This is a genomic window from Streptomyces sp. NPDC056580 (assembly GCF_042793175.1).
Taxonomy (GTDB): domain Bacteria; phylum Actinomycetota; class Actinomycetes; order Streptomycetales; family Streptomycetaceae; genus Streptomyces.
Genome location: NZ_JBHTVE010000009.1, coordinates 328,499 through 350,485, shown reverse-complemented (window position 1 = coordinate 350,485; position 21,987 = coordinate 328,499). Strand labels below are relative to the sequence as shown.

Sequence of the window (21,987 nt, the reverse complement as noted above, 5' to 3'; positions counted from 1 at the left end):
CCTCCCTCTCCGCCTCGGACACGGGCGCGTCCAGAAGGGAGAGGGAGGTCGTCCCGGGTGCGTTACGCGGGTCCCGGCTCCTCTTTCGAGTGAGCCCGGTCACCGCCCGCCGGGCTCAGCTGTCGAAGCCGAGGCCCAGCCGGTCCATCGTGCGCAGCCACAGGTTGCGCCGTCCGCCGTGCGCGTCGGCGCGGGCCAGGGACCACTTGGTCAGGGCGATGCCGGTCCACGCGAAGGGCTCCGGCGGGAACGGCAGCGGCTTGCGGCGCACCATCTCGAGCTCGGTCCGCTCGGTGCGCTCCCCGGCCAGCAGGTCCAGCATCACGTCGGCGCCGAAGCGGGTGGCGCCGACCCCGAGCCCGGTGTACCCCGCCGCGTACGCCACCCTCCCCTGGTGGGCGGTGCCGAAGAACGCGGAGAAGCGCGAGCAGGTGTCGATCGCACCGCCCCAGGCGTGGGTGAAGCGGACGCCCTCCAGCTGCGGGAAGCAGGTGAAGAAGTGCCCGGCGAGCTTGGCGTAGGTCTCCGGGCGGTCGTCGTACTCGGCGCGCACCCGGCCGCCGTAGTGGTGGACCGCGTCGTAGCCGCCCCACAGGATCCGGTTGTCGGCGGACAGCCGGAAGTAGTGGAACTGGTTGGCCGAGTCCCCGAGGCCCTGGCGGTTCTTCCAGCCGATGGACTCCAGTCGGCCGGCGCTCAGCGGCTCGGTCATCAGCGCGTAGTCGTAGACCGGGACGGTGTACGAGCGCACGCGCCGCAGCAGGCTCGGGAAGATGTTGGTGCCGAGCGCGACCCGGCGGGCGCGGACCGAGCCGTACGGGGTGCGCACCGCCATGCCGGCGCCGTACTGCTTCAGGGTGAGGGCGGGCGTGTGCTCGTAGACGCGCACCCCGAGCCGCACACAGGCCCGCTTCAGACCCCAGGCCAGCTTGGCCGGGTGCAGCATGGCCACACCCCGGCGGTCCCACAGGCCCGCCTCGAAGGTGGGCGAGTTCACCTGCTCGCGCACCGCGTCGGCGTCCAGGAACTCGATGCCGTCGGCCAGGCCCTTGGCCTCCAGTTCCCGGTGCCAGTCGCGCAGTTCCCGGGCCTGGTAGGTCTCGGTGGCCACGTCGATCTCACCGGTGCGCTCGAAGTCGCAGTCGATGCCGTACCGGGCGACGGCGGCCTCGATGCCGTCGAGGTTGCGCCGGCCCAGCTCCTCCAGCCGGGCGATCTCCTCCGGCCAGCGGGTGAGGCCGTTGGGCAGGCCGTGGGTGAGGGAGGCGGCGCAGAAGCCGCCGTTGCGGCCGGAGGCGGCCCAGCCCACCTCGCGGCCTTCGAGCAGGACCACGTCCCGCCCCGGGTCGCGCTCCTTGGCGTTGAGCGCGGTCCACAGCCCGCTGTACCCGCCGCCGACGACCAGCAGGTCACAGGTCTCGGCGCCGGTGAGCGCGGGCTCCGGCTGGGGCTTGCCGGGGTCTTCCAGCCAGTACGGGACCGGCCGGGCTTCGGAGAGAGCGGAGATCCAGTTGTCTTTGCCACGACTCATGGCGCTCGGGGCCATGATTTCAACTCCCTACAGGGCTGTTACGCCTTCTGGCTGTTACGGCGGTTGGTGATGAGCATCGAGACCAGGACGAACAGCACGGCGACGAGGAACATGGCCGTGCCGATGACGTTGATCTGCACCGGCGTTCCGCGCTGCGCCGAACCCCACACGAACATGGGGAACGTGACGGTCGAACCGGCGTTGAAGTTGGTGATGATGAAGTCGTCGAAGGAGAGCGCGAACGACAGCAGCGCGCCCGCCGCGATGCCCGGCGCCGCGATCGGCAGGGTCACCCGCAGGAAGGTCTGCACCGGCCCCGCGTACAGGTCCCGGGCGGCTTCCTCCAGGCGCGGGTCCATCGACATCACGCGTGCCTTGACCGCGACGACGACGAAGCTGAGGCAGAACATGATGTGCGCGATCAGGATGGTCCAGAAGCCGAGCTGGGCGCCCATGTTGAGGAACAGGGTGAGCAGCGAGGCCGCCATCACGACCTCGGGCATGGCCATCGGCAGGAAGATCAGCGAGTTGACGGCGGAGCGCGCGCGGAACCGGTAGCGGACCAGCGCGAACGCGATCATGGTGCCGAGCAGGGTGGCGCCGATCGTCGCCCAGAAGGCGATCTGGAGGCTGAGGGACAGCGAGCCGCACATGTCGGCGACCCCGCACGGGTCCTTCCAGGCGTCCGCCGAGAACTGCTGCCACTCGTAGTTGAAGCGCCCCTTCGGCTTGTTGAAGGAGAACACGGTGACGATGACGTTCGGCAGCAGCAGGTAGGCGAGCGTGAGCAGTCCGGCGATGACGACGAGACGGCGCTTGAGCCAGGTGACGAAGGGCATTTAGACCAGGTCCTCCGTCCCGGACCGGCGGATGTAGACCGTGACCATGAGCAGGATCCCGGCCATGAGGATGAAGGACAGCGCCGCCGCGGTCGGATAGTCCAGGATCCTCAGGAACTGGGTCTGGATGACGTTTCCGATCATGCGGGTGTCGGTGGAGCCGAGGAGTTCGGCGTTGACGTAGTCACCGGTCGCGGGGATGAACGTGAGCAGCGTGCCGGAGACCACGCCCGGCATGGACAGCGGGAAGGTCACCTTGCGGAAGGTGGTCCACGGCTTGGCGTACAGGTCGCCGGCCGCCTCGTGCAGCCGCCCGTCGATCCGCTCAAGCGAGGTGTACAGGGGCAGGATCATGAACGGCAGGAAGTTGTACGTGAGACCGCACACCACCGCGAGCGGGGTGGCGAGGACACGGTCGCCGGCCGTCCAGCCGATCCAGTTGGTCAGGTCCAGGACGTGCAGCGAGTTCAGCGCGTGCACCACCGGGCCGTTGTCGGCGAGGATCGTCTTCCAGGCCAGGGTGCGGATCAGGAAGCTGGTGAAGAACGGCGCGATCACCAGCACCATGATCAGGTTGCGCCAGCGGCCCGCGCGGAAGGCGATGAGATAGGCCAGCGGGTAGCCGAGCAGCAGGCACAGGACGGTCGCGGCGGCCGCGTAGAGGACGGAACGCAGGAACTGCGGCCAGTACTCGGCCAGCGCGTCCCAGTAGGTCACGAAGTGCCAGGTGACCTTGTAACCGTCCTCCAGGGAGCCCGTCTGCACGGAGGTGGAGGCCTGGTAGATCATCGGCAGCGCGAAGAACACGACCAGCCACAGCAGGCCCGGCAGCAGCAGCCAGTAGGGCGTGAACCGGCCCCGTGCGCGCGGGGGCTTCGGCGCCGGCTCGGCGGGGGCGAGAGGCGGGGGCGCCTCCTGAAGCGTCGACATGGTCAGGCGGCCTCTTCCTCGACGGTCTCCACCCCGGCGTCGATGTCCTGGGCCGCGTCCAGGCCGAAGGTGTGCGCCGGGCTCCAGTGCAGGACGACCTCGGCCCCGGGGACCAGCCGGCCGTCGCGCTCCACGTTCTGCACGTACACGGCGAGTTCGTCGCAGACGGGGCTGTCGACGACGTACTGCGTGGAGACGCCGATGAAACTGGCGTCGGCGATCCGGCCGGTGAGGCGGTTGCGGCCCTCGGGTATGGAACCGGCCTCGTCGGCGTGGGTGAGGGAGATCTTCTCCGGGCGGATGCCGACCAGCACCTTGCCGCCGGCCGTCGCCGGGGCGGAGCACCGCGCCCGGGGCAGCACCAGCTTGCCGCCGCCGGCCCGGAGCACGATGTCCTCGCCGTTCTCCGTGTCCACCTCGGCCTCGATGAGGTTGGAGGTGCCCAGGAAGTTGGCGACGAAGGTGGTGCGGGGGTTCTCGTACAGGTCGGTGGGCGCGCCGAGCTGCTCGACCCGGCCGGCGTTCATCACCGCGACCGTGTCGGCCATGGTCATGGCCTCCTCCTGGTCGTGCGTGACGTGCACGAAGGTGATGCCGACCTCGGTCTGGATGCGCTTGAGCTCCAGCTGCATCTGGCGGCGCAGCTTGAGGTCGAGGGCGCCGAGGGGCTCGTCGAGGAGGAGCACCTTCGGGTGGTTGATCAGCGCCCGGGCCACCGCGACCCGCTGCTGCTGGCCTCCGGAGAGCTGGTGCGGTTTCTTGCGCGCCTGCTCGCCGAGCTGGACCAGCTCCAGCATCTCCTCGACCTGCTTCTTGACGCTCTTGACGCCGCGCCGGCGCAGGCCGAAGGCGACGTTCTCGAAGATGTCGAGGTGCGGGAAGAGGGCGTAGGACTGGAAGACCGTGTTCACCGGGCGCTTGTACGGCGGCAGGTGGGTGACGTCCTGGTCGCCGAGGTGCACGGTGCCGGCGGAGGGCTCCTCCAGGCCGGCGATCATGCGCAGGGTGGTCGTCTTGCCGCAGCCGGAGGCGCCGAGCAGGGCGAAGAAGGAGCCCTGCGGGACGGTCAGGTCGAGCGGGTGCACGGCGGTGAAGGAGCCGTAGGTCTTGGAGATGCCGGTGAGGCGGACGTCGCCGCTGTTGTCTGTCGTCATGGTCGTCACGCCCCTGTGAGCTTCGCGAACTTCTCTTCGTAGGCCGTCTCTTCCTTCTGGCTCAGCGCGCGGAAGGAGTGCGACTTGGCCTGCATGGCCTTGTCGGGCACGATCAGCGGGTTGTTCGCCGCCTCCTCGTCGATCTTCGCGAGGTAGGGCCGCACACCGTCGACCGGAGTCGCGTAGTTGATGTACGCGGCGAGCGCGGCGGCCTGCTCCGGCTCGTAGTAGAAGTCGATCAGCCGCTCGGCGTTCGTCTTGTGCCGCGCCTTGTTGGGCACCAGCATGTTGTCGGTCGACGTCATGTAGCCGCTGTCCGGGATGACGAAGTCGACGTCCGGGCTGTCGTGCTTGAGCTGCACGATGTCGCCGGCCCAGGCGACACAGGCCGCGATGTCGCCCTTGGTGAGGTCGGACGTGTAGTCGTTGCCGGTGAAGCGGCGGATCTGGCCCCTGTCGACGGCCTTCTGCAGCCGGGCTATGACGCCGTCGTAGTCGTCGTCGGTGAACTTCGCCGGGTCCTTGCCCATGTCGAGCAGGGTCATGCCGATGCTGTCGCGCATCTCGGACAGGAACGACACCCGGCCCTTGAGCCTGGGGTTGTCGAGCAGGTCGGAGACCGACTTCACCTCGATGCCGTCGAGCGCCTTCTTGTTGAAGGCGATGACCGTCGGGATGCCCTGCCACGGGTAGGAGTAGGCACGGCCGGGGTCCCAGTCCGGGTCGCGGAACTGCGGCGACAGGTTGGTGTAGGCGTGCCGCAGGTTGGACGGGTCCAGTTTCTGCACCCAGCCCAGGCGGATCAGCCGGGCGGCCAGCCAGTCGGTGAGGACGATCAGGTCGCGGCCGGTGGCCTGGCCCGCGGCGAGCTGCGGCTTGATCTTGCCGAAGAACTCGTTGTTGTCGTTGATGTCCTCGGTGTACTTGACCGTGATGCCGGTCCGCCGGCGGAACGTGTCGAGCGTGGGATGGGTCTTCCCGCTGTCGTCGACGTCGATGTACTCGGTCCAGTTGGAGAAGTTGACGGTCTTCTCCTCGGCCGAGTGGTCCTGGGCGGACGTGCCGCCCCGGGTCGTGCCCGCCGCGGGGATGCCGCAGCCGCTCAGCGCCCCCAGACCGCCGGCCGTCAGTGCGCCGCCCGCGGAGGCGCGCAGCAGCGACCGGCGGGTCATCGCGGCCCTGCCGTTGCGCAGGCTGCGCCGCATGGCGGCCGCCTGGGGAGGGGTGAGGCGTTCGGGCTCGTACTGCTCCATGCGCGTGGTGCCCTTTCGGATGGGGTCGGCCCGGTCGGGCCGGTCGTTGCTAGCGGTCCCCGAACACGGTGCGGTGCCAGTCCTTCCTCGCGACCGCGGTGTTGTCGAACATTACGTGCTTGACCTGCGTGTACTCCTCGAATGAGTACGCCGACATGTCCTTGCCGAAGCCGGAGGCCTTGTAGCCGCCGTGCGGCATCTCGCTGATGATCGGGATGTGGTCGTTGACCCACACGCAGCCCGCCTTGATCTCGCGGGTGGCGCGGCCCGCCCGGTAGACGTCACCGGTCCAGGCGGAGGCGGCCAGGCCGTACGGGGTGTCGTTGGCCAGTCGGATGCCCTCGTCGTCCGCGTCGAACGGCAGCACGACCAGCACCGGGCCGAAGATCTCGGACTGGACGATCTCGCTGTCCTGGGCCGCTCCGGTGATCAGGGTGGGCCGGTAGTAGGCGCCCTCGCCCAGGTCCCCCCGGGGCGCCTCGCCGCCGGTGACCACGCGCGCGTAGCCGCGTGCCCGGTCCACGAAGCCGGCCACCCGGTCACGCTGGGCGTGCGAGACGAGCGGGCCGAGGTCGGTGCCGGGTGCGAAGGGGTCGCCGAGCCGCACGGTCTCCATGAGCGCGGCCGTCCGCTCCACGAAGGCCTCGTACAGCGGCCGCTGGACGTAGGCGCGCGTGGCGGCCGTGCAGTCCTGGCCGGTGTTGATGAGCGCGCCGGCGACGGCTCCGTTGGCGGCCGCCTCCAGGTCGGCGTCGTCGAAGACGACGAACGGCGCCTTGCCGCCCAGTTCCAGGTGGAGCCGCTTGACGGTGGCGGTGGCGATCTCCGCGACCCGCTTGCCGACGGCGGTGGACCCGGTGAAGGAGGTCATGGCCACGTCGGGGTGGCCGACGAGGCGCTCGCCGGCCTCCCTGCCGGTCCCGGTGACGATGTTGATCACGCCGTCCGGGAGGCCCGCGTCCGTGGCGGCCAGCGCGAACAGCAGCGAGGTGAGCGGGGTCAGCTCGGCGGGCTTGAGCACGACGGTGTTGCCCGCGGCGACGGCCGGGAGGATCTTCCAGGCGGCCATCTGCAGCGGGTAGTTCCAGGGCGCGATGGAGCCGACGACGCCGATCGGCTCGCGCCGGACGTACGACGTGTGGTCACCGGAGTACTCACCGGCCGCCTGGCCCTGCAGATGGCGGGCGGCGCCGGCGAAGAAGGCGGTGTTGTCGACGGTGCCCGGCACGTCGAACTCACGGGTGAGCTTCAGCGGCTTCCCGCACTGCAGGGACTCGGCGCGGGCGAACTCCTCGGCGCGCTCGGCGAGCACGGCGGCGAACCGGTGCAGGGCGTCGGAGCGCTCGCCCGGGGTGGCGGCGGCCCAGCCGGGGAAGGCCTCGCGCGCCGCGGCGACGGCCGCGTCGACGTCGTCGGCGCCGGCCAGTTCGTAGGTGTACACCTCCTCTCCGGTGGCCGGGTCGACCACGGTGTGGGTACGGCCCGACGTGCCCTTCGTCAGCCGGCCGGCGATGAACTGCGCGCCGTCCGCGAGGCGGTCCTGGGCGGGAAATCGTTCCGGGGTGATGGTGCTGCCCGGGTTGTGCATGTCGCTCTCCTCCGCCGTGCGTCCCGTCCCCAGAAGGGCGGGTGGCGTAGCTCCAGCTCGATTTGAGTGCCGATCCTGACAGAGCTAGGGGACTCCAACAAGTGATTCCGTTGTTGCCTTTTGGTTACGCGACGGAATCTGTCGACCAGGTGTCGAGTCGGCACCGAAAAGCACGGACGGAGTGTCAGTGGTGCGTGCCACACTCGCGTGCATGGGGAGGATCGACGGGGTGGAGGCCCTGATCAGTGAGGTCCGGGCGGGGGCCCGGATCAGATACCTGCACTTCTGGGGACACCGGCCGCGGCCGGACGGCCGGACCGGCGCGAGCTGTCTGAGCCAGTGGTGGCCGTCACCCTTCGTGATCGACGGCGTCGGCTACGCGACGGCCGAGCACTGGATGATGGCGCGGAAGGCGCGGCTGTTCGGGGACGCGGAGGCGGAGCGCCGGGTGCTGGCGGCGGAACATCCCGCAGAGGCCAAGAAGGCGGGGCGGCTGGTCCGCGGTTTCGACGAGGCGATATGGGAGCGGGAGCGCTTCCGGATCGTGGTCGAGGGCAGCGTCCACAAGTTCGCCGCGCATCCCGGCCTGGGCGCGTTCCTGCTCGGCACCGGCGACCGGGTCCTGGTGGAGGCCAGCCCGGTGGACCGGGTGTGGGGCATCGGCCTGGCGGCCGGTGACGAGGCGGCGTCGGATCCCGAGCGCTGGCGGGGGCCGAATCTGCTGGGGTTCGCACTCATGGAGGCGCGCGAGCGGCTCGCGACGTCCGGGCCTGTCTGACGATTCCCGCCGGGCCCGCGACGCCTGGCACCGCACCTCGCCGCGTTGTCGGGTACGCCCAGGTATCCAGTACGAGGGCGACCCTCCGCCTTGCGATGCACGGCACCAGACGCCGGGGGCTGATCCGCCGCGAATCGTCGGACAGGCCCTGGGGCCGAGCGCCGGGCGGCCCTCCGGCGGGCCGCCCGGGCGGGGTCAGCCCAGCGTGGGCGCCGGGTTCTGGGGAGCGGAGTTGTAGTACGGGTCGTCGTACTCGCTACCGTGCTTCCTGTCCTCCTTGACGGCCATCGCTATGGCGAACACCAGGAACGCGACCACCGCGAGGCCGACCACGATGCCGATGATGCCGGTGATGAAGCCGGCCTGGGCCTGGCCGTGGTTGGTGGCCTCGCCCCGCTCGGCCCGCTTCCGGCCCTTGACGCCGAGCACCACGGCGATCACACCGAGCACGATGGACACCACGCCGTACAGGCAGAACAGGCAGATGGACAGGATGCCCAGCACCATCGCGGCGGTGCCCATGCCGTTCTGCGGACCCATCGGCATGCCGGGCCAGCCGTAGCCCTGCTGCGGGTACGCCGGGTAGCCGTACCCGCCGGGGGCGGCGGGACCGGGGACGCCGGGCGCGGCCGGCGGGGGCGGCATGGCCGACTCGGTCCACCCCTGCGCCGGCGGCGGTGCGGGCGGGCCGTAGCCCGGCGCCCCGAACCCGGGGCCGGGCGCGGAGATCATGGTGGCCTGGTCGTGCACGGACGGCTGGGGAGCGGGGGGCTGCTGCGGGGCGGCGGCCGGGGGCTGCGGGGCCTGACCGGGCGGCTGCTCCTGCGCGGGGGGCTGCTGCCCCGGCACGCCGGGCTGCGGGCTCTTCTCCAGCGAAGGCTTGCTCTCGGGCGGCGCCCACGGGTCGAAGCCCCCGCCTCCGGCCGCGCCCTGCTGTTCCTGGTCCGCCACGTCCCCGCCCCTCCATCGATGGTCAGGCCATGGTAAAGCGTGGGTTCCGCGGCCCTCCGCCGGGTCGACGCTGCCACGGGCGCCGCGGGAGCCGTCACCGGCCCGGCCTACGATGACCCCCGAGTCACCGATCAGCCGATCACCCGCGCCCGGACCACGGATCTCGGTCCGCGGGCGCCGTTCCCGGGGAGGAACCCTTGACCGACCGCAGCACCGCGTCCCGCGCGGTACCCGCCGCAGGCACGCCCGACCGCGATCTGCACGCCTTCATCGCCGGACTGCCCAAGGCCGAACTGCACGTCCACCACGTCGGCTCCGCCTCCCCTCGCATCGTCTCGGAACTGGCCGCCCGCCACCCGGACTCCAAGGTCCCCACCGACCCCGAGGCCCTGGCCGACTACTTCACGTTCACGGACTTCGCGCACTTCATCGAGGTCTACCTGTCCGTGGTGGACCTCATCCGCACCCCGGAGGACGTCCGGCTGCTGACCTACGAGGTGGCCCGCGACCTGGCCCGGCAGCAGGTGCGGTACGCCGAGCTGACCATCACCCCGTTCTCCTCGACCCGGCGCGGCATCGAGGAGACGGCCTTCATGTCCGCCATAGAGGACGCCCGCAAGGCGGCCGAGGCCGAGTTCGGGACCGTACTGCGCTGGTGCTTCGACATCCCCGGCGAGGCCGGTCTGGAGTCCGCCGAGGAGACCGCCCGGCTGGCCACCGACGACCGGATCCGCCCGGAGGGCCTGGTGTCCTTCGGACTCGGCGGCCCGGAGATCGGCGTACCGCGCCCCCAGTTCAAGCCGTACTTCGACCGGGCCATCGCCGCGGGCCTGCACTCCGTCCCGCACGCCGGCGAGACGACCGGCCCGGAGACGGTGTGGGACGCGCTGACCGAGCTGCGCGCCGAGCGCATCGGGCACGGCACCAGCTCGGCGCGGGACCCCCGACTGCTCGCCCACCTCGCCGAGCACCGCATCCCGCTGGAGGTGTGCCCGACCTCCAACATCGCCACCCGCGCGGTCGCCACCCTGGACGAACACCCGATCAAGGAGTTCACCAGGGCCGGAGTGATCGTCACGATCAACTCAGACGACCCGCCGATGTTCGGCACCGACCTCAACAACGAGTACGCGGTGGCCGCCCGTCTCCTCGGCCTGGACGAGCGGGGGCTGGCCGGGCTGGCGAAGAACGCCGTCGAGGCGTCCTTCCTGGACACCGCGGGCAAGGCGCGCATCGCCGCGGAGATCGACACGTACACCGCCGCCTGGCTCGCCTCCTGAGGCACGGTCCGTGAGGGCGCAGCCCACAATGGGGGCCATGCAGACCGTGACCGCCGTGGCCCACCGCGGCGCCCCCTACCGCTTCCGTGAGAACACCCTGGACTCGCTGCGTTGCGCGCTCGGCCTGGGCGCGGACGCGGTCGAGATCGACGTACGGCTCACCCGCGACGGCGTCCCCGTGCTGCTGCACGACGAGACGCTGGACCGGCTGTGGGGGCACCCCCGGCCGCTGCGCTCGGTGGCGGCCGCCGAGCTGAGCGGGCTGACGGCCGGCGGGGTGCCGACGCTGGAGCAGGCGCTGGCCGCGACGGACGGCAGCCGGGTGATGGTGGACCTGTGCGGCCGGGTCGACCGCCGGACGGCCGGGGCGGTCCTGGACGTCGTACGGCAGTGCGGGGCCGGGGACCGGGTGTACTACTGCGCGGGCGCCGAGGCCGTGCTCGCGGTACGGGCCGCCGATCCGGCCGCCGAGATCGCCCTGACCTGGACGACCCTCGCCCCGCCCCGGCCCGCGCTGCTGGACGCGGTGCGCCCCCGCTGGCTCAACTACCGCTTCACCCTGGTCGACCGGGACCTGGCGGCCCGGGTCCACCGCGACGGCCACCTGCTGTCGGTGTGGACCCCGGACACCCGCCGTTCCCTGCGCCGCCTGCTCGGCCTGGGCGCCGACTCGATCACCACGAACCGCGTCGACGCCCTGCACGCGCTGCGCACCGGCGACTGAGGACGGCGGCCGGCCAGGGACGCCGGCCAGGAAGACCGCTGCCCGGCGGTCGCGCCGGCGGGCGGGCGGCCGCGCCCCGGGTCAGCCGGCGGGCGCCGCGGCGGCGGCCGGCCCGGCGAGCGCCTCCAGCCGCTTGGTTCTCTGGCGCACGACGTACAGCGGGACGGCCCCGAAGACCCCGAAGGACATGTCGATCAGAGTCCACCAGAAGGGGATCCCGCGGACCGGCCCGCACACGAGGGCGAGCGGGACGATCCCGGCGCAGGCGATCATCCCGAACTCGACCACCCAGATGTTGCGCACCGGGTCGCGGTAGGGCCCGTAGAAGGCGACCGCGATGACGAGGTGCGCGAAGGCCAGCCAGTCGGTGCCGTACAGCAGGAACGGGTGGTCGGCGTCGGCCGCGTCGAGCCCCTCCCGCACCCGGGTGATCCAGTCCATGAGCCCCGGCAGCAGTTCGGGCACGGACAGGGCCCGGAGCCCGCTCTCCGTCCAGCGCAGCTCGTGCACCAGCGGGAACGCGGTGGCGCCGCTGAGCACGAGGCACACGACGAAGAGGACCAGCCAGACGCGGATGCCCCTGAGCAGGGCGGCTCTGTCGTTCATGACAGGAGCCTACTCATGATTTGAACGTGTTCAAAACCCTCTGAGGCGAGAAACCGGCGGACCGGTCAGGAATCGAGAAGCGCCGGGCCGCGGCGCGCGGCTAGCGTGCTGCCTGGACCGAGCCGAGCGACGGGAGACACGAGGACCATGGCCACGAGGACGGACGAGACCCAGCCGCCTGCGCCGCACCTCGCCGACAGCCACGACCTGATCCGGGTGCACGGCGCGCGCGAGAACAACCTCAAGGACGTCAGCATCGAGCTGCCGAAGCGCCGGCTGACGGTGTTCACCGGCGTCTCCGGCTCGGGCAAGAGCTCACTGGTGTTCGACACCATCGCGGCCGAGTCGCAGCGGCTGATCAACGAGACGTACAGCGCCTTCGTGCAGGGCTTCATGCCGGCTCTCGCCCGGCCCGAGGTCGACGTGCTCGACGGGCTCACCACCGCGATCACCGTCGACCAGCAGCGGATGGGCGGTGACCCGCGCTCCACGGTCGGCACCGCCACCGACGCCAACGCGATGCTGCGCATCCTGTTCAGCCGGCTCGGCCGGCCGCACATCGGCTCGCCCAAGGCGTTCTCCTTCAACGTCGCCTCGATCAGCGGAGCGGGCGCGGTCACCGTGCAGCGGGCCGGGCAGACCGTGAAGGAGCGCCGCAGCTTCAGCATCACCGGCGGCATGTGCCCGCGCTGCGAGGGCCGGGGCACGGTCTCCGACATCGACCTCACCCAGCTCTACGACGACTCGAGGTCGCTGAGCGAGGGCGCGCTCACCATCCCCGGATACAAGCCGGGCGGCTGGAACCACCGGCTCTACAGCGAGTCGGGCTTCTACGACCCGGACAAGCCGATCAGCAAGTACACCAAGAGGGAACTGCGGGACTTCCTGCACCACGAGCCCACCCGGATGAAGATCGCGGGCATCAACATGACCTACGAAGGTCTGATCCCGCGGATCCAGAAGTCGATGCTCGCCAAGGACCGCGAGTCGATGCAGCCGCACATCCGGGAGTTCGTGGACCGCGCGGTCACCTTCACCACCTGTCCCGACTGCGACGGCACCCGGCTGAACGAGGGCGCCCGGTCGTCGAGGATCGGCGGGATCAGCATCGCCGACGCCTGCGCGATGCAGATCAGCGACCTGGCCGCCTGGGTTCGCGGGCTCGACGAGCCGTCCGTGGCGCCGCTGCTGGGGAAGCTGCGGCAGACCCTGGACTCGTTCGTGGAGATCGGCCTCGGCTACCTCGCCCTCGACCGGCCGGCGGGCACGCTGTCGGGCGGCGAGGCGCAGCGCGTGAAGATGATCCGCCACCTGGGCTCCTCGCTCACCGACGTCACCTATGTCTTCGACGAGCCCACCGCGGGCCTGCACCCGCACGACATCCAGCGGATGAACGAACTGCTGCTGCGGCTGCGGGACAAGGGCAACACGGTGCTCGTCGTGGAGCACAAGCCGGAGCTGATCGCGATCGCCGACCACGTGGTCGACCTCGGACCCGGCGCCGGCACCGCGGGCGGCGCCGTCTGCTTCGAGGGCACCCTGGAAGGCCTGCGGGCCAGCGGCACGCTGACCGGCCGTCACCTCGACGACCGGGCCGCCGTCAAGAAGACGGTGCGCGAGCCGACCGGCGCCCTGGAGATCCGCGGGGCGTCGGCGAACAACCTGCGCGACGTCGACGTCGACATCCCGCTCGGGGTGCTCACCGTCGTCACCGGTGTCGCCGGGTCCGGCAAGAGCTCCCTCGTGCACGGTTCGATCCCGGCCGGCGCGGGCGTGGTGTCGGTCGACCAGAGCCCGATCCGCGGCTCGCGGCGCAGCAACCCGGCGACCTACACCGGGCTGCTGGACCCGATCCGCAAGGCGTTCGCCCAGGCCAACGGCGTCAAGCCGGCCCTGTTCAGCGCCAACTCCGAGGGCGCCTGCCCGACCTGCAACGGCGCCGGCGTCGTCTACACCGACCTGGCGATGATGGCGGGCGTCGCCACCACCTGCGAGGAGTGCGAAGGCAAGCGCTTCGAGGCGTCGGTGCTGGAGTACCGCCTCGGCGGCCGGGACATCAGCGAGGTGCTCGCGATGCCGGTCGCCGAGGCCGAGGAGTTCTTCGGCGCCGGTGAGGCGCGCACCCCGGCGGCGCACCGCGTCCTCACCCGGCTCTCCGACGTCGGGCTCGGCTACCTCACCCTCGGCCAGCCGCTGACCACCCTGTCCGGCGGCGAGCGCCAGCGGCTGAAGCTGGCCACCCACATGGGGGACAAGGGCGGGGTCTACGTCCTCGACGAACCCACCTCCGGCCTGCACCTCGCCGACGTCGAGCAGTTGCTGGGCCTGCTCGACCGGCTCGTCGACGCCGGCAAGTCGGTCATCGTCGTCGAACACCACCAGGCGGTCATGGCCCACGCCGACTGGATCATCGACCTCGGACCCGGCGCCGGCCACGACGGCGGCCGCGTCGTCTTCGACGGCACCCCCGCCGACCTGGTCGCCGCCCGTTCGACCCGCACGGGCGAGCACCTGGCGGCCTACGTCGGCGGCCGCGCGGTCTGACCCCTACAGTCCCACGATCGTGTTCCAGCGCTTGGCCAGCTCCAGCCGTTCCGCGGAGGTGATGTCGCGGGCGACGGCCAGGCGCCCGCGCATCGTGGAGTCCGGGAAGATCAGGGGATTGTCGGCCAGGGCGGCGGTGTCCTCGTCCTTGGACGCGGCCAGCACCTCCCTGGCCGCAGGCACGGGACAGACGTAGTTGACCCAGGCGGCGAGCTCGGCGGCGACCTCGGGCTGGTAGTAGTAGTCGATCAGGCGCTCGGCGTTGGACTTGTGGCGGGCCCGGTCGGGGATCATCAGGGAGTCCGACCACAGCTCGGCGCCCTCCTCGGGGACGACGAAGCGGATGTCGGGGTTGTCGGCCTGGAGCTGGATGACGTCGCCGGAGTAGGCCTGGCAGGCGAGGACGTCGCCGCTGACCAGGTCCTTGGTGTAGTCGTTGCCGGTGAAGCGGCGGATCTGGCCCCGGCGGACCTGCCGCTCCACCCGGTCGCAGACCCGGTGGAAGTCGGCCGTGGTCCACCGGGTGATGTCCACGCCGTCGCCCTGCATCAGCAGCGCGAACGCCTCGTCGAGCCCGGAGAGCAGGGTGACCCGGCCCTTCAGGTCGCTCGCCCAGAGGTCCGCCACGCCACGGATCTCACGGCCCAGCCGGCGGCGGTCGTAGGCGATGCCGGTGATGCCGGACTGCCACGGCACCGTGGACCTGCGGCCCGGGTCGAAGGCGGGCGAGCGCAGCAGCGGGTCGAGGTGCTCGGCCACGTTGGGCTGGCGGGAGCGGTCCATCCGCTGCACCCAGCCCAGCCGGACGAAGCGGGCGCACATCCAGTCGCTGATGACGATCAGGTCGCGGCCGGTGCGCTGGTGGTTCATCAGCGAGGGGCTGATCCTGCCGAAGAACTCGTCGTTGTCGTTGATCTCCTCGGTGTAGCCGACGGAGATCCCGGTGCGCTTCTCGAAGGCCTCGAGGGTGGGCCGCCGGCCCGGGTCGTCGTCATCGGTGTCGATGTAGAGCGGCCAGTTCGCCCAGGTGAGTCTCCGGTCTGCGGCGGACTCGTCGGTCACGGACCGGTCGCCCGGCTCCACGTAGGCGGCGGGCACCCCGCAGCCGGCGAGGGCGCCGAGCGCGGCGGCGCCGGTGAGCGTGCGCAGCACGGAACGGCGGGACGGGGCGTACGGGGAAGTCCGGGTCACCCCGGCAGGATGCAACGGCGGCCCGCGGCCGGGCAATTGACGGTGCGTCGAGCGGACCGGGCGGGACCCGACACCCTGTCGAACGGCGTCCAGGGGCGGACCGCCGCACACACGCGCGCGGCCCCGGACGAGGAGATGTCTCCCCCGTCCGGGGCCGCGCGGGCCGGCCCCTGAGGGGCCGGTGATGCGGGTGCTACGCGTCGAGCGAGGTCATCACGTGCTTGATCCGCGTGTAGTCCTCGAAGCCGTACGCCGACAGGTCCTTGCCGTAGCCGGACTTCTTGAAGCCGCCGTGCGGCATCTCGGCGACCAGCGGGATGTGGGTGTTGATCCACACGCAGCCGAAGTCGAGCTTCTTGGACATGCGCATCGCGCGGCCGTGGTCCTTGGTCCACACCGAGGAGGCGAGGGCGTACTCGACGCCGTTGGCCCACTCCACGGCCTGGTCCTCGTCCGCGAAGGACTGGACGGTGATGACCGGGCCGAAGACCTCGTTCTGGATGATCTCGTCGTCCTGCTTCAGGCCGGAGACGACGGTCGGGGCGAAGAAGTAGCCCTTGTCGCCGACCCGCTCGCCGCCGGCCTCCACCTTGGCGTGCGCGGGCAGCCGCTCGATGAAGCCGGCGACCTGCTTGAGCTGGTTGGGGTTGTTCAGCGGGCCGAAGAGGACGTCCTCGTCGTCCGGCTGCCCGGTCTTGGTCTCGGCGGCGGCCTTGGCCAGCGCGGAGACGAACTCGTCGTGGATGGACTCGTGGACCAGGACGCGGGTCGCGGCCGTGCAGTCCTGGCCGGCGTTGAAGAAGCCCGCCACGGAGATGTCCTCGACGGCCTTGGCGATGTCGGTGTCCTCGAAGACCACGACCGGGGCCTTGCCGCCCAGCTCCAGGTGGACCCGCTTGACGTCCTTGGAGGCGGACTCGGCGACCGACATGCCCGCGCGGACGGAGCCGGTGATGGAGGCCATCGCCGGGGTCGGGTGCTCGACCATCAGGCGGCCGGTGTCGCGGTCGCCGCAGATGACGTTGAAGACGCCCTTGGGCAGGATCGAACCGAGGATCTCGGCGATCAGCACGGTCGAGGCGGGGGTGGTGTCCGAGGGCTTCAGCACGACCGTGTTGCCCGCGGCGATGGCCGGGGCGAACTTCCACACGGCCATCATCATCGGGTAGTTCCACGGCGCCACCTGGGCGCAGACGCCCACCGGCTCCCGGCGGATGATCGAGGTCATCCCGTCCATGTACTCGCCGGCCGAGCGGCCCTCGAGCAGCCGGGCCGCACCCGCGAAGAAGCGGATCTGGTCGACCATCGGCGGGATCTCCTCGGAGCGGGTCAGCCCGGTCGGCTTGCCCGTGTTCTCCACCTCGGCCGCGATCAGCTCCTCGGCGCGCTCCTCGAACGCGTCGGCGATCTTCAGCAGGGCCTTCTGTCGCTCCGCGGGGGTGGTGTCGCGCCAGGCCGGGAAGGCCGCGGCGGCGGCCGCCATCGCGGCGTCCACGTCCGCCTGCCCGGACAGTGGCGCGGTCGCGTACGCCTCGCCCGTCGCGGGGTTGACCACCTCGGTGGTCCGTCCGTCGGCGGCGTCCCGGAACTCACCGTCGATGTAGTTGCGCAGACGACGCAGCTCGGTGCTCACTGCCGGCCTCCTGATCTGGTTCGAGGGTTCGAGCTACCCAGCCCGGCCGGCCGCTATCGGCTGTCCGGAGACTGAGACACCCCACCCTAATCGGCACGCCCACGTTTTCAACACCCCCACCCGCATGCGTTCTGCGAAATCCGCAAGACGCGGACTCAAAAACAACGAATTTCATCGCTGCGGCCTTGCGAAACTGTCGAGACGTCGTGCACAGTGAGCTCGTGGCCAGTCGAAGCGCAGACCAGAGGGACTCGCCCCGCGAGTCCAGGAACGGCAACAGCCCCCAGCTGGACGCCGTCTCCCTCGCCATCATCCAGCAGCTCCAGGAGGACGGCCGCCGGCCGTACGCCGCGATCGGCAAGGCCGTCGGCCTGTCCGAGGCGGCCGTGCGCCAGCGCGTCCAGAAGCTGCTGGACCAGGGCGTGATGCAGATCGTCGCCGTCACGGACCCGCTCACCGTGGGCTTCCGCAGGCAGGCGATGGTCGGGATCAACGTCGAGGGCGACGTCGAGTCGATCGCGGACGCGCTGACGGCCATGTCGGAGGTCGAGTACGTGGTGATGACCGCGGGCTCGTTCGACATCCTCGCCGAGATCGTCTGCGAGGACGACGACCACCTGCTGGACGTCATCAACAAACGCATCCGGGCGCTGCCCGGCGTGCGCTCCACCGAGAGCTTCGTCTACCTGAAGCTCAAGAAGCAGACCTACATGTGGGGAACCCGATAACCGTGACCGAGAAGGACCTCAGCCGCACCGCGTACGACCACCTGTGGATGCACTTCACCCGCATGTCCTCGTACGAGAACTCCCCCGTCCCGACCATCGTCCGGGGCGAGGGCACCTACATCTACGACGACAAGGGCAAGCGCTACCTCGACGGTCTCGCGGGCCTGTTCGTGGTCCAGGCCGGTCACGGCCGCACGGAACTCGCCGAGACCGCCTTCAAGCAGGCCCAGGAGCTGGCCTTCTTCCCGGTGTGGTCCTACGCCCACCCGAAGGCCGTCGAGCTGGCCGAGCGTCTGGCCCACCACGCCCCGGGCGACCTGAACAAGGTCTTCTTCACCACCGGTGGCGGCGAGGCGGTCGAGACCGCCTGGAAGCTCGCCAAGCAGTACTTCAAGCTGGTCGGCAAGCCCACCAAGCACAAGGTCATCTCCCGCGCGGTCGCCTACCACGGCACCCCGCAGGGCGCCCTGTCGATCACCGGCCTGCCGGCTCTGAAGGCACCCTTCGAGCCGCTGGTGCCCGGCGCGCACAAGGTTCCGAACACCAACATCTACCGCGCCCCGATCTTCGGTGACGACCCGGAGGCCTTCGGCCGCTGGGCCGCCGACCAGATCGAGCAGCAGATCCTCTTCGAGGGCCCGGACACCGTCGCCGCGGTCTTCCTGGAGCCGGTGCAGAACGCCGGCGGCTGCTTCCCGCCCCCGCCCGGCTACTTCCAGCGGGTGCGCGAGATCTGCGACCAGTACGACGTGCTGCTCGTCTCGGACGAGGTCATCTGCGCCTTCGGCCGCCTGGGCACGATGTTCGCCTGCGACAAGTTCGGCTACGTCCCGGACATGATCACCTGCGCCAAGGGCATGACCTCGGGCTACTCCCCGATCGGCGCGTGCATCGTCTCCGACCGCCTCGCCGAGCCGTTCTACAAGGGCGACAACACCTTCCTGCACGGCTACACCTTCGGCGGCCACCCGGTGTCGGCCGCGGTGGGCCTGGCCAACCTCGACCTGTTCGAGCGCGAGGGCCTCAACCAGCACGTGCTGGACAACGAGGGCGCGTTCCTGCAGACCCTGCAGAAGCTGCACGACCTGCCGATCGTCGGCGACGTCCGCGGCAACGGCTTCTTCTACGGCATCGAGCTGGTGAAGGACAAGCACACCAAGGAGTCCTTCAACGACGAGGAGACCGAGCGCGTCCTGTACGGCTTCCTCTCCAAGGCGCTGTTCGACAACGGCCTGTACTGCCGCGCCGACGACCGCGGCGACCCGGTCATCCAGCTCGCCCCGCCGCTGATCTCCAACCAGGAGACGTTCGACGAGATCGAGCAGATCCTGCGCGCCACCCTCACCGAGGCGTGGACGAAGCTCTGAGCCTCCGGCTGAGGCCCGGTCATCCGACCGGATGATCAACACCGGCCCCGGCGCCGCCCGTTCGAGTGAGAACGGCGGCCCGGGGCCGTGTGCTGTCCAGGCTCCCGCGGCGGGCTGCCTAGCGTGCCAGTGACCGATCGGCCCTGCCTTCGTTCCCCCGGACGAGCGATCAGGCACGGGAAAACGGATCAGAACCGAGGTGTACGCCATGGAGGCCCCGCCGGACAACGACGTGCTCTGGGCACGCTCCCTGCACTACAGGCACCAGGACGGCTCCCCCGGCCTCGCCGGGGTCTCGCTCGGCGTGCGGGTGGGCGAGATCCTCGCCGTCGCCGGCCCGCGCGGCAGCGGCAAGACGACCCTGCTGCAGTGCCTGTCCGGTCTGCTCCCGGTGCGCGACGGCGAGGTCTGGTTCAACAGCTCGCCCGTGCACACCCTGGGCCCGACCGCCCGCGAACGGCTGCGCCGCGACCACTTCGGCTGGGTGGAACCCGCCCCGGTGCTGGTGCCGGAGCTGAACGTGTGGGAGAACACCGCCCTGCCGCTGATGCTGCGCGGCACCGGCCGGCGGCGTGCCAGGGCGGCCGCCCTGGAGTGGCTCGAGCGGCTCGACGCCGGCGAGCACGCGCGCCGGCACCCGCGGGAACTGCAGCAGGCCGAACGCCAGCGCGTGGCCATCGCCCGCGCGCTCGCCCCCGGCCCCACGGTCCTCTTCGCCGACGAGCCGACGGCCCCGCTGCACCGCGGCGACCGCGCGCACGTGCTGCGCACCCTCACCACGGCGTCCCGTTCGCACGGCATCACGGTCGTCCTGGCCACGCACGACGCCGACACCGCCGCCCTCGCCGACCGCACCGTCTCCCTGCTGGACGGGCGGCGGGTGCGGACCGTGCCGCTGCCGGACGCCGCGGAGACGGAAGGCCGGGCGGCGTGCTCGCTCTCCGTCTGACCCGCGCGGCCCGGCCCGGCGTACAACTGCGCCGGCTGCTGGTGGCCGCGGCCTCGGCGGGCACCTCGTTCCTGCTGCTGTCCTCGCTCGGCTACGCGCTGGCGCACCCCGGGACACCGGACGCGGCGGTGCGACTGGCCTGGTGCGTGGTCCCGCTCGCCGCCACGGTCTACCTCGCGCTCGCGGTGGCCCGCACGGACCCCGGCACCAGGCCGCGTCCGGGGCTGTCGGCGGTGGGTCTGGGCCCGGCGCGGCTCATGGCGGTCTCGGTGCTGACCACCGTGCTGTCCTGCGCTCTGGGCTCGCTGCTGGCCCTGCTGGTCTTCCTGCGCCTGCGCGGCGACCTGGCGGGCGCGCCTCTCGGCGGCGCGGCGGCCCGCTTCCTGGCCACGGACCAGTCCCTTCCGCTGCCCGCCGCGCTGACGCTGCTGGCACCGGTCCCCGCGCTCGCCGCCGCGGCGGTCGCGCTCGCCCTGCGCCCGCGTGACCCGCGTCCGCCGGCCGGCGCCCGCCGCGCCCTCGGCCGCTTCGGCGCGTACGGCCACTCCGCGCCCCGGGAGACGTTCGGGGCCTACGGCAGGTTCGGGGCACGCCAGCGCGTCCCCGCGGCGGCTCGGCAGGGCGCCGCGCCGCCCCCGGCCGACGGCGCCGCTACGGCGGCGGTCACCGAGCCGGAGGCGGACGGGAGCGGGCCGGACGGGACCGAGGTGAACGGCACGGAGGTGAGCGGGACGGAGATCCTGGACGCCGGCGAGACCGGCGCGCCGGGCCGTCGCCCCGCCCCGGCCGCCGCCCCCGCCGGTCTGCCCTGGGGCGTCGCGGCCGCCGCCGCCGGACTCGCGGTACAGGCCTACGCCGGGCGGCCCGCCGCGGTGCCCGCGCTCACCCACCTGCCCGCCGGCGCGGTGGCCGTCCTGACCGGCTGGCTCCTCACCGCGGCCGGGCTCGTGCTCGCCGCCCCCGGGCTCACCCACCTGTGCGGACGCCTGCTGCAGTCCGCCCGCCCCGGAGCGCTCAGGCTGCTGGCCGGCCGCGTGCTCATGGCGGAGGCCCCCCGGATCGGCCGGCCGCTCGGCGTGGCCTGCGCCGCCGCCGCGGCCACCTACGCCATGACCGCGCTGTACCAGGGACCGGCCGCGTCGCCCGGCCCGCTGAGGGCGCTGGGCGCGCTCGTGGTCACCGGCTGCACCGTGGCGACCCTGCTGACAGCGGCCGTCGAGGCACGCCAGTGCCGTGCCGAGACCACCGCCGCCCTGCTGCGGCTCGGCGCCCCGGCGCGCATGCTGCGCACCGCCGCCGCCCTGCGCGCCGCCGCCCTGCTGGTGCTGTTCGGCCCGCTCACGCTGGCGATCGCCCATCTCGCGGCGCCGGCGGCGGGCCGCTGACACCCGGCGCCGGAGCCGGGCGGAAAAAACGTCGGCCACCGGCGATGAGTTTTCCCCCGGCCCGGTGTCCAACCCCACGACAGCGACGACCCACAGCCAAGGGAGGCACCCCGTGTACCAGCAGATGATCTTCGTGAACCTGGCCACCGGCGACGTCGAGGCCTCGAAGAAGTTCTTCACCGAGCTCGGCTACTCGATCAACCCGCAGTTCAGCACCGACGACTGCGCCTGCGTGGTGATCAGCGACACGATCGTGGCGATGCTGCTGGGCAAGCAGCGTTACGCCGACTTCACCAAGAAGGAGATCGCCGACTCCACCAGGACCAGCGAGGTGCTGCTCTGCCTGAGCGCGGAGAGCCGCGAGAAGGTGGACGAGCTGGTCGACAGGGCGATCGCGGCGGGCGGCTCGTCGAGCGGCGAGACCCAGGACCACGGCTTCATGTACGGCCGCGCCTTCGACGACCTCGACGGCCACACCTGGGAGGTCATGTGGATGGACCCGGCCGCGGTCCAGGGCTGACCCCCTTCCGGCCGGGCACGCGCACACGCACGCCTA

The 21,987-nt window shown here is 71.5% G+C and carries 18 protein-coding genes and 1 pseudogene; 9 read left to right on the top strand and 10 right to left on the bottom strand.

Translation table 11 applies throughout. The features are described 5' to 3' along the window. Window positions 1-115 precede the first annotated feature (115 nt). Genes ACFQ9Z_RS22335 through ACFQ9Z_RS22310 form a run of 6 tightly spaced genes read right to left on the bottom strand, consistent with a single transcriptional unit; the run spans window position 116 to window position 7,295 of the window. On the bottom strand, window positions 116-1,546 hold the full coding sequence (locus ACFQ9Z_RS22335) for an NAD(P)/FAD-dependent oxidoreductase (RefSeq protein WP_383021091.1): 1,431 nt from the start codon (window positions 1,544-1,546) through the stop codon (window positions 116-118). A gap of 23 nt (window positions 1,547-1,569) precedes the next feature. After that, window positions 1,570-2,370, bottom strand: coding sequence for an ABC transporter permease (locus ACFQ9Z_RS22330; protein WP_383021087.1), 801 nt, complete (start codon window positions 2,368-2,370; stop codon window positions 1,570-1,572). Beyond that, window positions 2,371-3,300: an ABC transporter permease gene (locus ACFQ9Z_RS22325; RefSeq protein ID WP_383021080.1), complete on the bottom strand. Its 930-nt coding sequence runs from the start codon at window positions 3,298-3,300 to the stop codon at window positions 2,371-2,373. Window positions 3,301-3,302: 2 nt separating this feature from the next. Then, window positions 3,303-4,454, bottom strand: coding sequence for an ABC transporter ATP-binding protein (locus tag ACFQ9Z_RS22320; protein WP_383021069.1), 1,152 nt, complete (start codon window positions 4,452-4,454; stop codon window positions 3,303-3,305). A gap of 5 nt (window positions 4,455-4,459) precedes the next feature. Next, window positions 4,460-5,707, bottom strand: coding sequence for a PotD/PotF family extracellular solute-binding protein (locus tag ACFQ9Z_RS22315; RefSeq protein ID WP_383021064.1), 1,248 nt, complete (start codon window positions 5,705-5,707; stop codon window positions 4,460-4,462). A gap of 49 nt (window positions 5,708-5,756) precedes the next feature. Next, window positions 5,757-7,295, bottom strand: a complete 1,539-nt coding sequence (locus ACFQ9Z_RS22310; RefSeq protein ID WP_383021059.1) for a gamma-aminobutyraldehyde dehydrogenase — start codon at window positions 7,293-7,295, stop codon at window positions 5,757-5,759. 211 nt (window positions 7,296-7,506) lie between these two features. Between ACFQ9Z_RS22310 and ACFQ9Z_RS22305 the strand changes: the two genes are divergently transcribed. Then, window positions 7,507-8,073 (top strand): NADAR family protein, encoded by a 567-nt coding sequence (locus tag ACFQ9Z_RS22305; protein ID WP_383021056.1) that lies wholly within the window; start codon window positions 7,507-7,509, stop codon window positions 8,071-8,073. 195 nt (window positions 8,074-8,268) lie between these two features. On the opposite strand, the gene ACFQ9Z_RS22300 is transcribed toward ACFQ9Z_RS22305, so the two are convergent. Next, entirely contained in the window at window positions 8,269-9,024 is a 756-nt protein-coding gene (locus tag ACFQ9Z_RS22300; RefSeq protein ID WP_383021053.1) for a DUF4190 domain-containing protein, read from the bottom strand. 138 nt (window positions 9,025-9,162) lie between these two features. Between ACFQ9Z_RS22300 and ACFQ9Z_RS22295 the strand changes: the two are divergent. Together ACFQ9Z_RS22295 and ACFQ9Z_RS22290 are read left to right on the top strand one after the other, a co-directional pair. Further along, a pseudogene (locus ACFQ9Z_RS22295) lies at window positions 9,163-10,304 on the top strand (adenosine deaminase). 37 nt (window positions 10,305-10,341) lie between these two features. Next, the gene (locus tag ACFQ9Z_RS22290; protein WP_383021049.1) at window positions 10,342-11,028 is read left to right on the top strand and encodes a glycerophosphodiester phosphodiesterase; all 687 of its coding nucleotides are present in this window, start codon (window positions 10,342-10,344) and stop codon (window positions 11,026-11,028) included. Window positions 11,029-11,109: 81 nt separating this feature from the next. Here ACFQ9Z_RS22290 and ACFQ9Z_RS22285 read toward each other — a convergent pair whose 3' ends face one another. Further along, complete coding sequence (locus tag ACFQ9Z_RS22285; RefSeq protein ID WP_383021044.1) at window positions 11,110-11,634, bottom strand: hypothetical protein; 525 nt, start codon at window positions 11,632-11,634, stop codon at window positions 11,110-11,112. Window positions 11,635-11,781: 147 nt separating this feature from the next. Here ACFQ9Z_RS22285 and ACFQ9Z_RS22280 point away from each other — a divergent pair, with 147 nt between their 5' ends. Further along, window positions 11,782-14,178: an ATP-binding cassette domain-containing protein gene (locus ACFQ9Z_RS22280; RefSeq protein WP_383021040.1), complete on the top strand. Its 2,397-nt coding sequence runs from the start codon at window positions 11,782-11,784 to the stop codon at window positions 14,176-14,178. 3 nt (window positions 14,179-14,181) lie between these two features. Here the strand turns inward: ACFQ9Z_RS22280 and ACFQ9Z_RS22275 are convergent, their stop codons facing one another. Both ACFQ9Z_RS22275 and ACFQ9Z_RS22270 read right to left on the bottom strand, forming a co-directional pair. Beyond that, window positions 14,182-15,369, bottom strand: a complete 1,188-nt coding sequence (locus tag ACFQ9Z_RS22275) for a spermidine/putrescine ABC transporter substrate-binding protein (RefSeq protein WP_383021033.1) — start codon at window positions 15,367-15,369, stop codon at window positions 14,182-14,184. 193 nt (window positions 15,370-15,562) lie between these two features. Then, window positions 15,563-17,002 carry a gamma-aminobutyraldehyde dehydrogenase gene (locus tag ACFQ9Z_RS22270; RefSeq protein WP_383021026.1) on the bottom strand — a complete coding sequence of 480 codons (1,440 nt, stop codon included), beginning with the start codon at window positions 17,000-17,002 and terminating at the stop codon, window positions 15,563-15,565. Between the two features lie 206 nt (window positions 17,003-17,208). Here ACFQ9Z_RS22270 and ACFQ9Z_RS22265 point away from each other — a divergent pair, with 206 nt between their 5' ends. The 5 genes from ACFQ9Z_RS22265 (at window position 17,209) to ACFQ9Z_RS22245 (ending at window position 21,951) form a co-directional block, all read left to right on the top strand. After that, entirely contained in the window at window positions 17,209-17,730 is a 522-nt protein-coding gene (locus tag ACFQ9Z_RS22265; RefSeq protein WP_383021023.1) for an Lrp/AsnC family transcriptional regulator, read from the top strand. Continuing rightward, window positions 17,715-19,097, top strand: coding sequence for an aspartate aminotransferase family protein (locus ACFQ9Z_RS22260; protein WP_383021019.1), 1,383 nt, complete (start codon window positions 17,715-17,717; stop codon window positions 19,095-19,097). Before ACFQ9Z_RS22265 ends, ACFQ9Z_RS22260 begins: the two co-directional genes overlap by 16 nt. 208 nt (window positions 19,098-19,305) lie before the next feature. After that, a complete protein-coding gene (locus ACFQ9Z_RS22255) occupies window positions 19,306-20,046 on the top strand; it encodes an ABC transporter ATP-binding protein (protein WP_383021015.1) in 741 nt (246 codons plus the stop codon). Then, a complete protein-coding gene (locus ACFQ9Z_RS22250; protein WP_383021010.1) occupies window positions 20,028-21,431 on the top strand; it encodes a hypothetical protein in 1,404 nt (467 codons plus the stop codon). Before ACFQ9Z_RS22255 ends, ACFQ9Z_RS22250 begins: the two co-directional genes overlap by 19 nt. Before the next feature lie 112 nt (window positions 21,432-21,543). Continuing rightward, window positions 21,544-21,951: a VOC family protein gene (locus ACFQ9Z_RS22245; RefSeq protein ID WP_383021007.1), complete on the top strand. Its 408-nt coding sequence runs from the start codon at window positions 21,544-21,546 to the stop codon at window positions 21,949-21,951. Window positions 21,952-21,987 lie beyond the last annotated feature (36 nt).

Bases quoted from the DNA above. Each gene is read 5' to 3' on its own strand.
- ACFQ9Z_RS22335 (WP_383021091.1), bottom strand. From the start codon at position 1,546: ATGGCCCCGAGCGCCATGAGTCGTGGCAAAGACAACTGGATCTCCGCT.
- ACFQ9Z_RS22330 (WP_383021087.1), bottom strand. From the start codon at position 2,370: ATGCCCTTCGTCACCTGGCTCAAGCGCCGTCTCGTCGTCATCGCCGGA.
- ACFQ9Z_RS22325 (WP_383021080.1), bottom strand. From the start codon at position 3,300: ATGTCGACGCTTCAGGAGGCGCCCCCGCCTCTCGCCCCCGCCGAGCCG.
- ACFQ9Z_RS22320 (WP_383021069.1), bottom strand. From the start codon at position 4,454: ATGACGACAGACAACAGCGGCGACGTCCGCCTCACCGGCATCTCCAAG.
- ACFQ9Z_RS22315 (WP_383021064.1), bottom strand. From the start codon at position 5,707: ATGGAGCAGTACGAGCCCGAACGCCTCACCCCTCCCCAGGCGGCCGCC.
- ACFQ9Z_RS22310 (WP_383021059.1), bottom strand. From the start codon at position 7,295: ATGCACAACCCGGGCAGCACCATCACCCCGGAACGATTTCCCGCCCAG.
- ACFQ9Z_RS22305 (WP_383021056.1), top strand. From the start codon at position 7,507: ATGGGGAGGATCGACGGGGTGGAGGCCCTGATCAGTGAGGTCCGGGCG.
- ACFQ9Z_RS22290 (WP_383021049.1), top strand. From the start codon at position 10,342: ATGCAGACCGTGACCGCCGTGGCCCACCGCGGCGCCCCCTACCGCTTC.
- ACFQ9Z_RS22285 (WP_383021044.1), bottom strand. From the start codon at position 11,634: ATGAACGACAGAGCCGCCCTGCTCAGGGGCATCCGCGTCTGGCTGGTC.
- ACFQ9Z_RS22280 (WP_383021040.1), top strand. From the start codon at position 11,782: ATGGCCACGAGGACGGACGAGACCCAGCCGCCTGCGCCGCACCTCGCC.
- ACFQ9Z_RS22255 (WP_383021015.1), top strand. From the start codon at position 19,306: ATGGAGGCCCCGCCGGACAACGACGTGCTCTGGGCACGCTCCCTGCAC.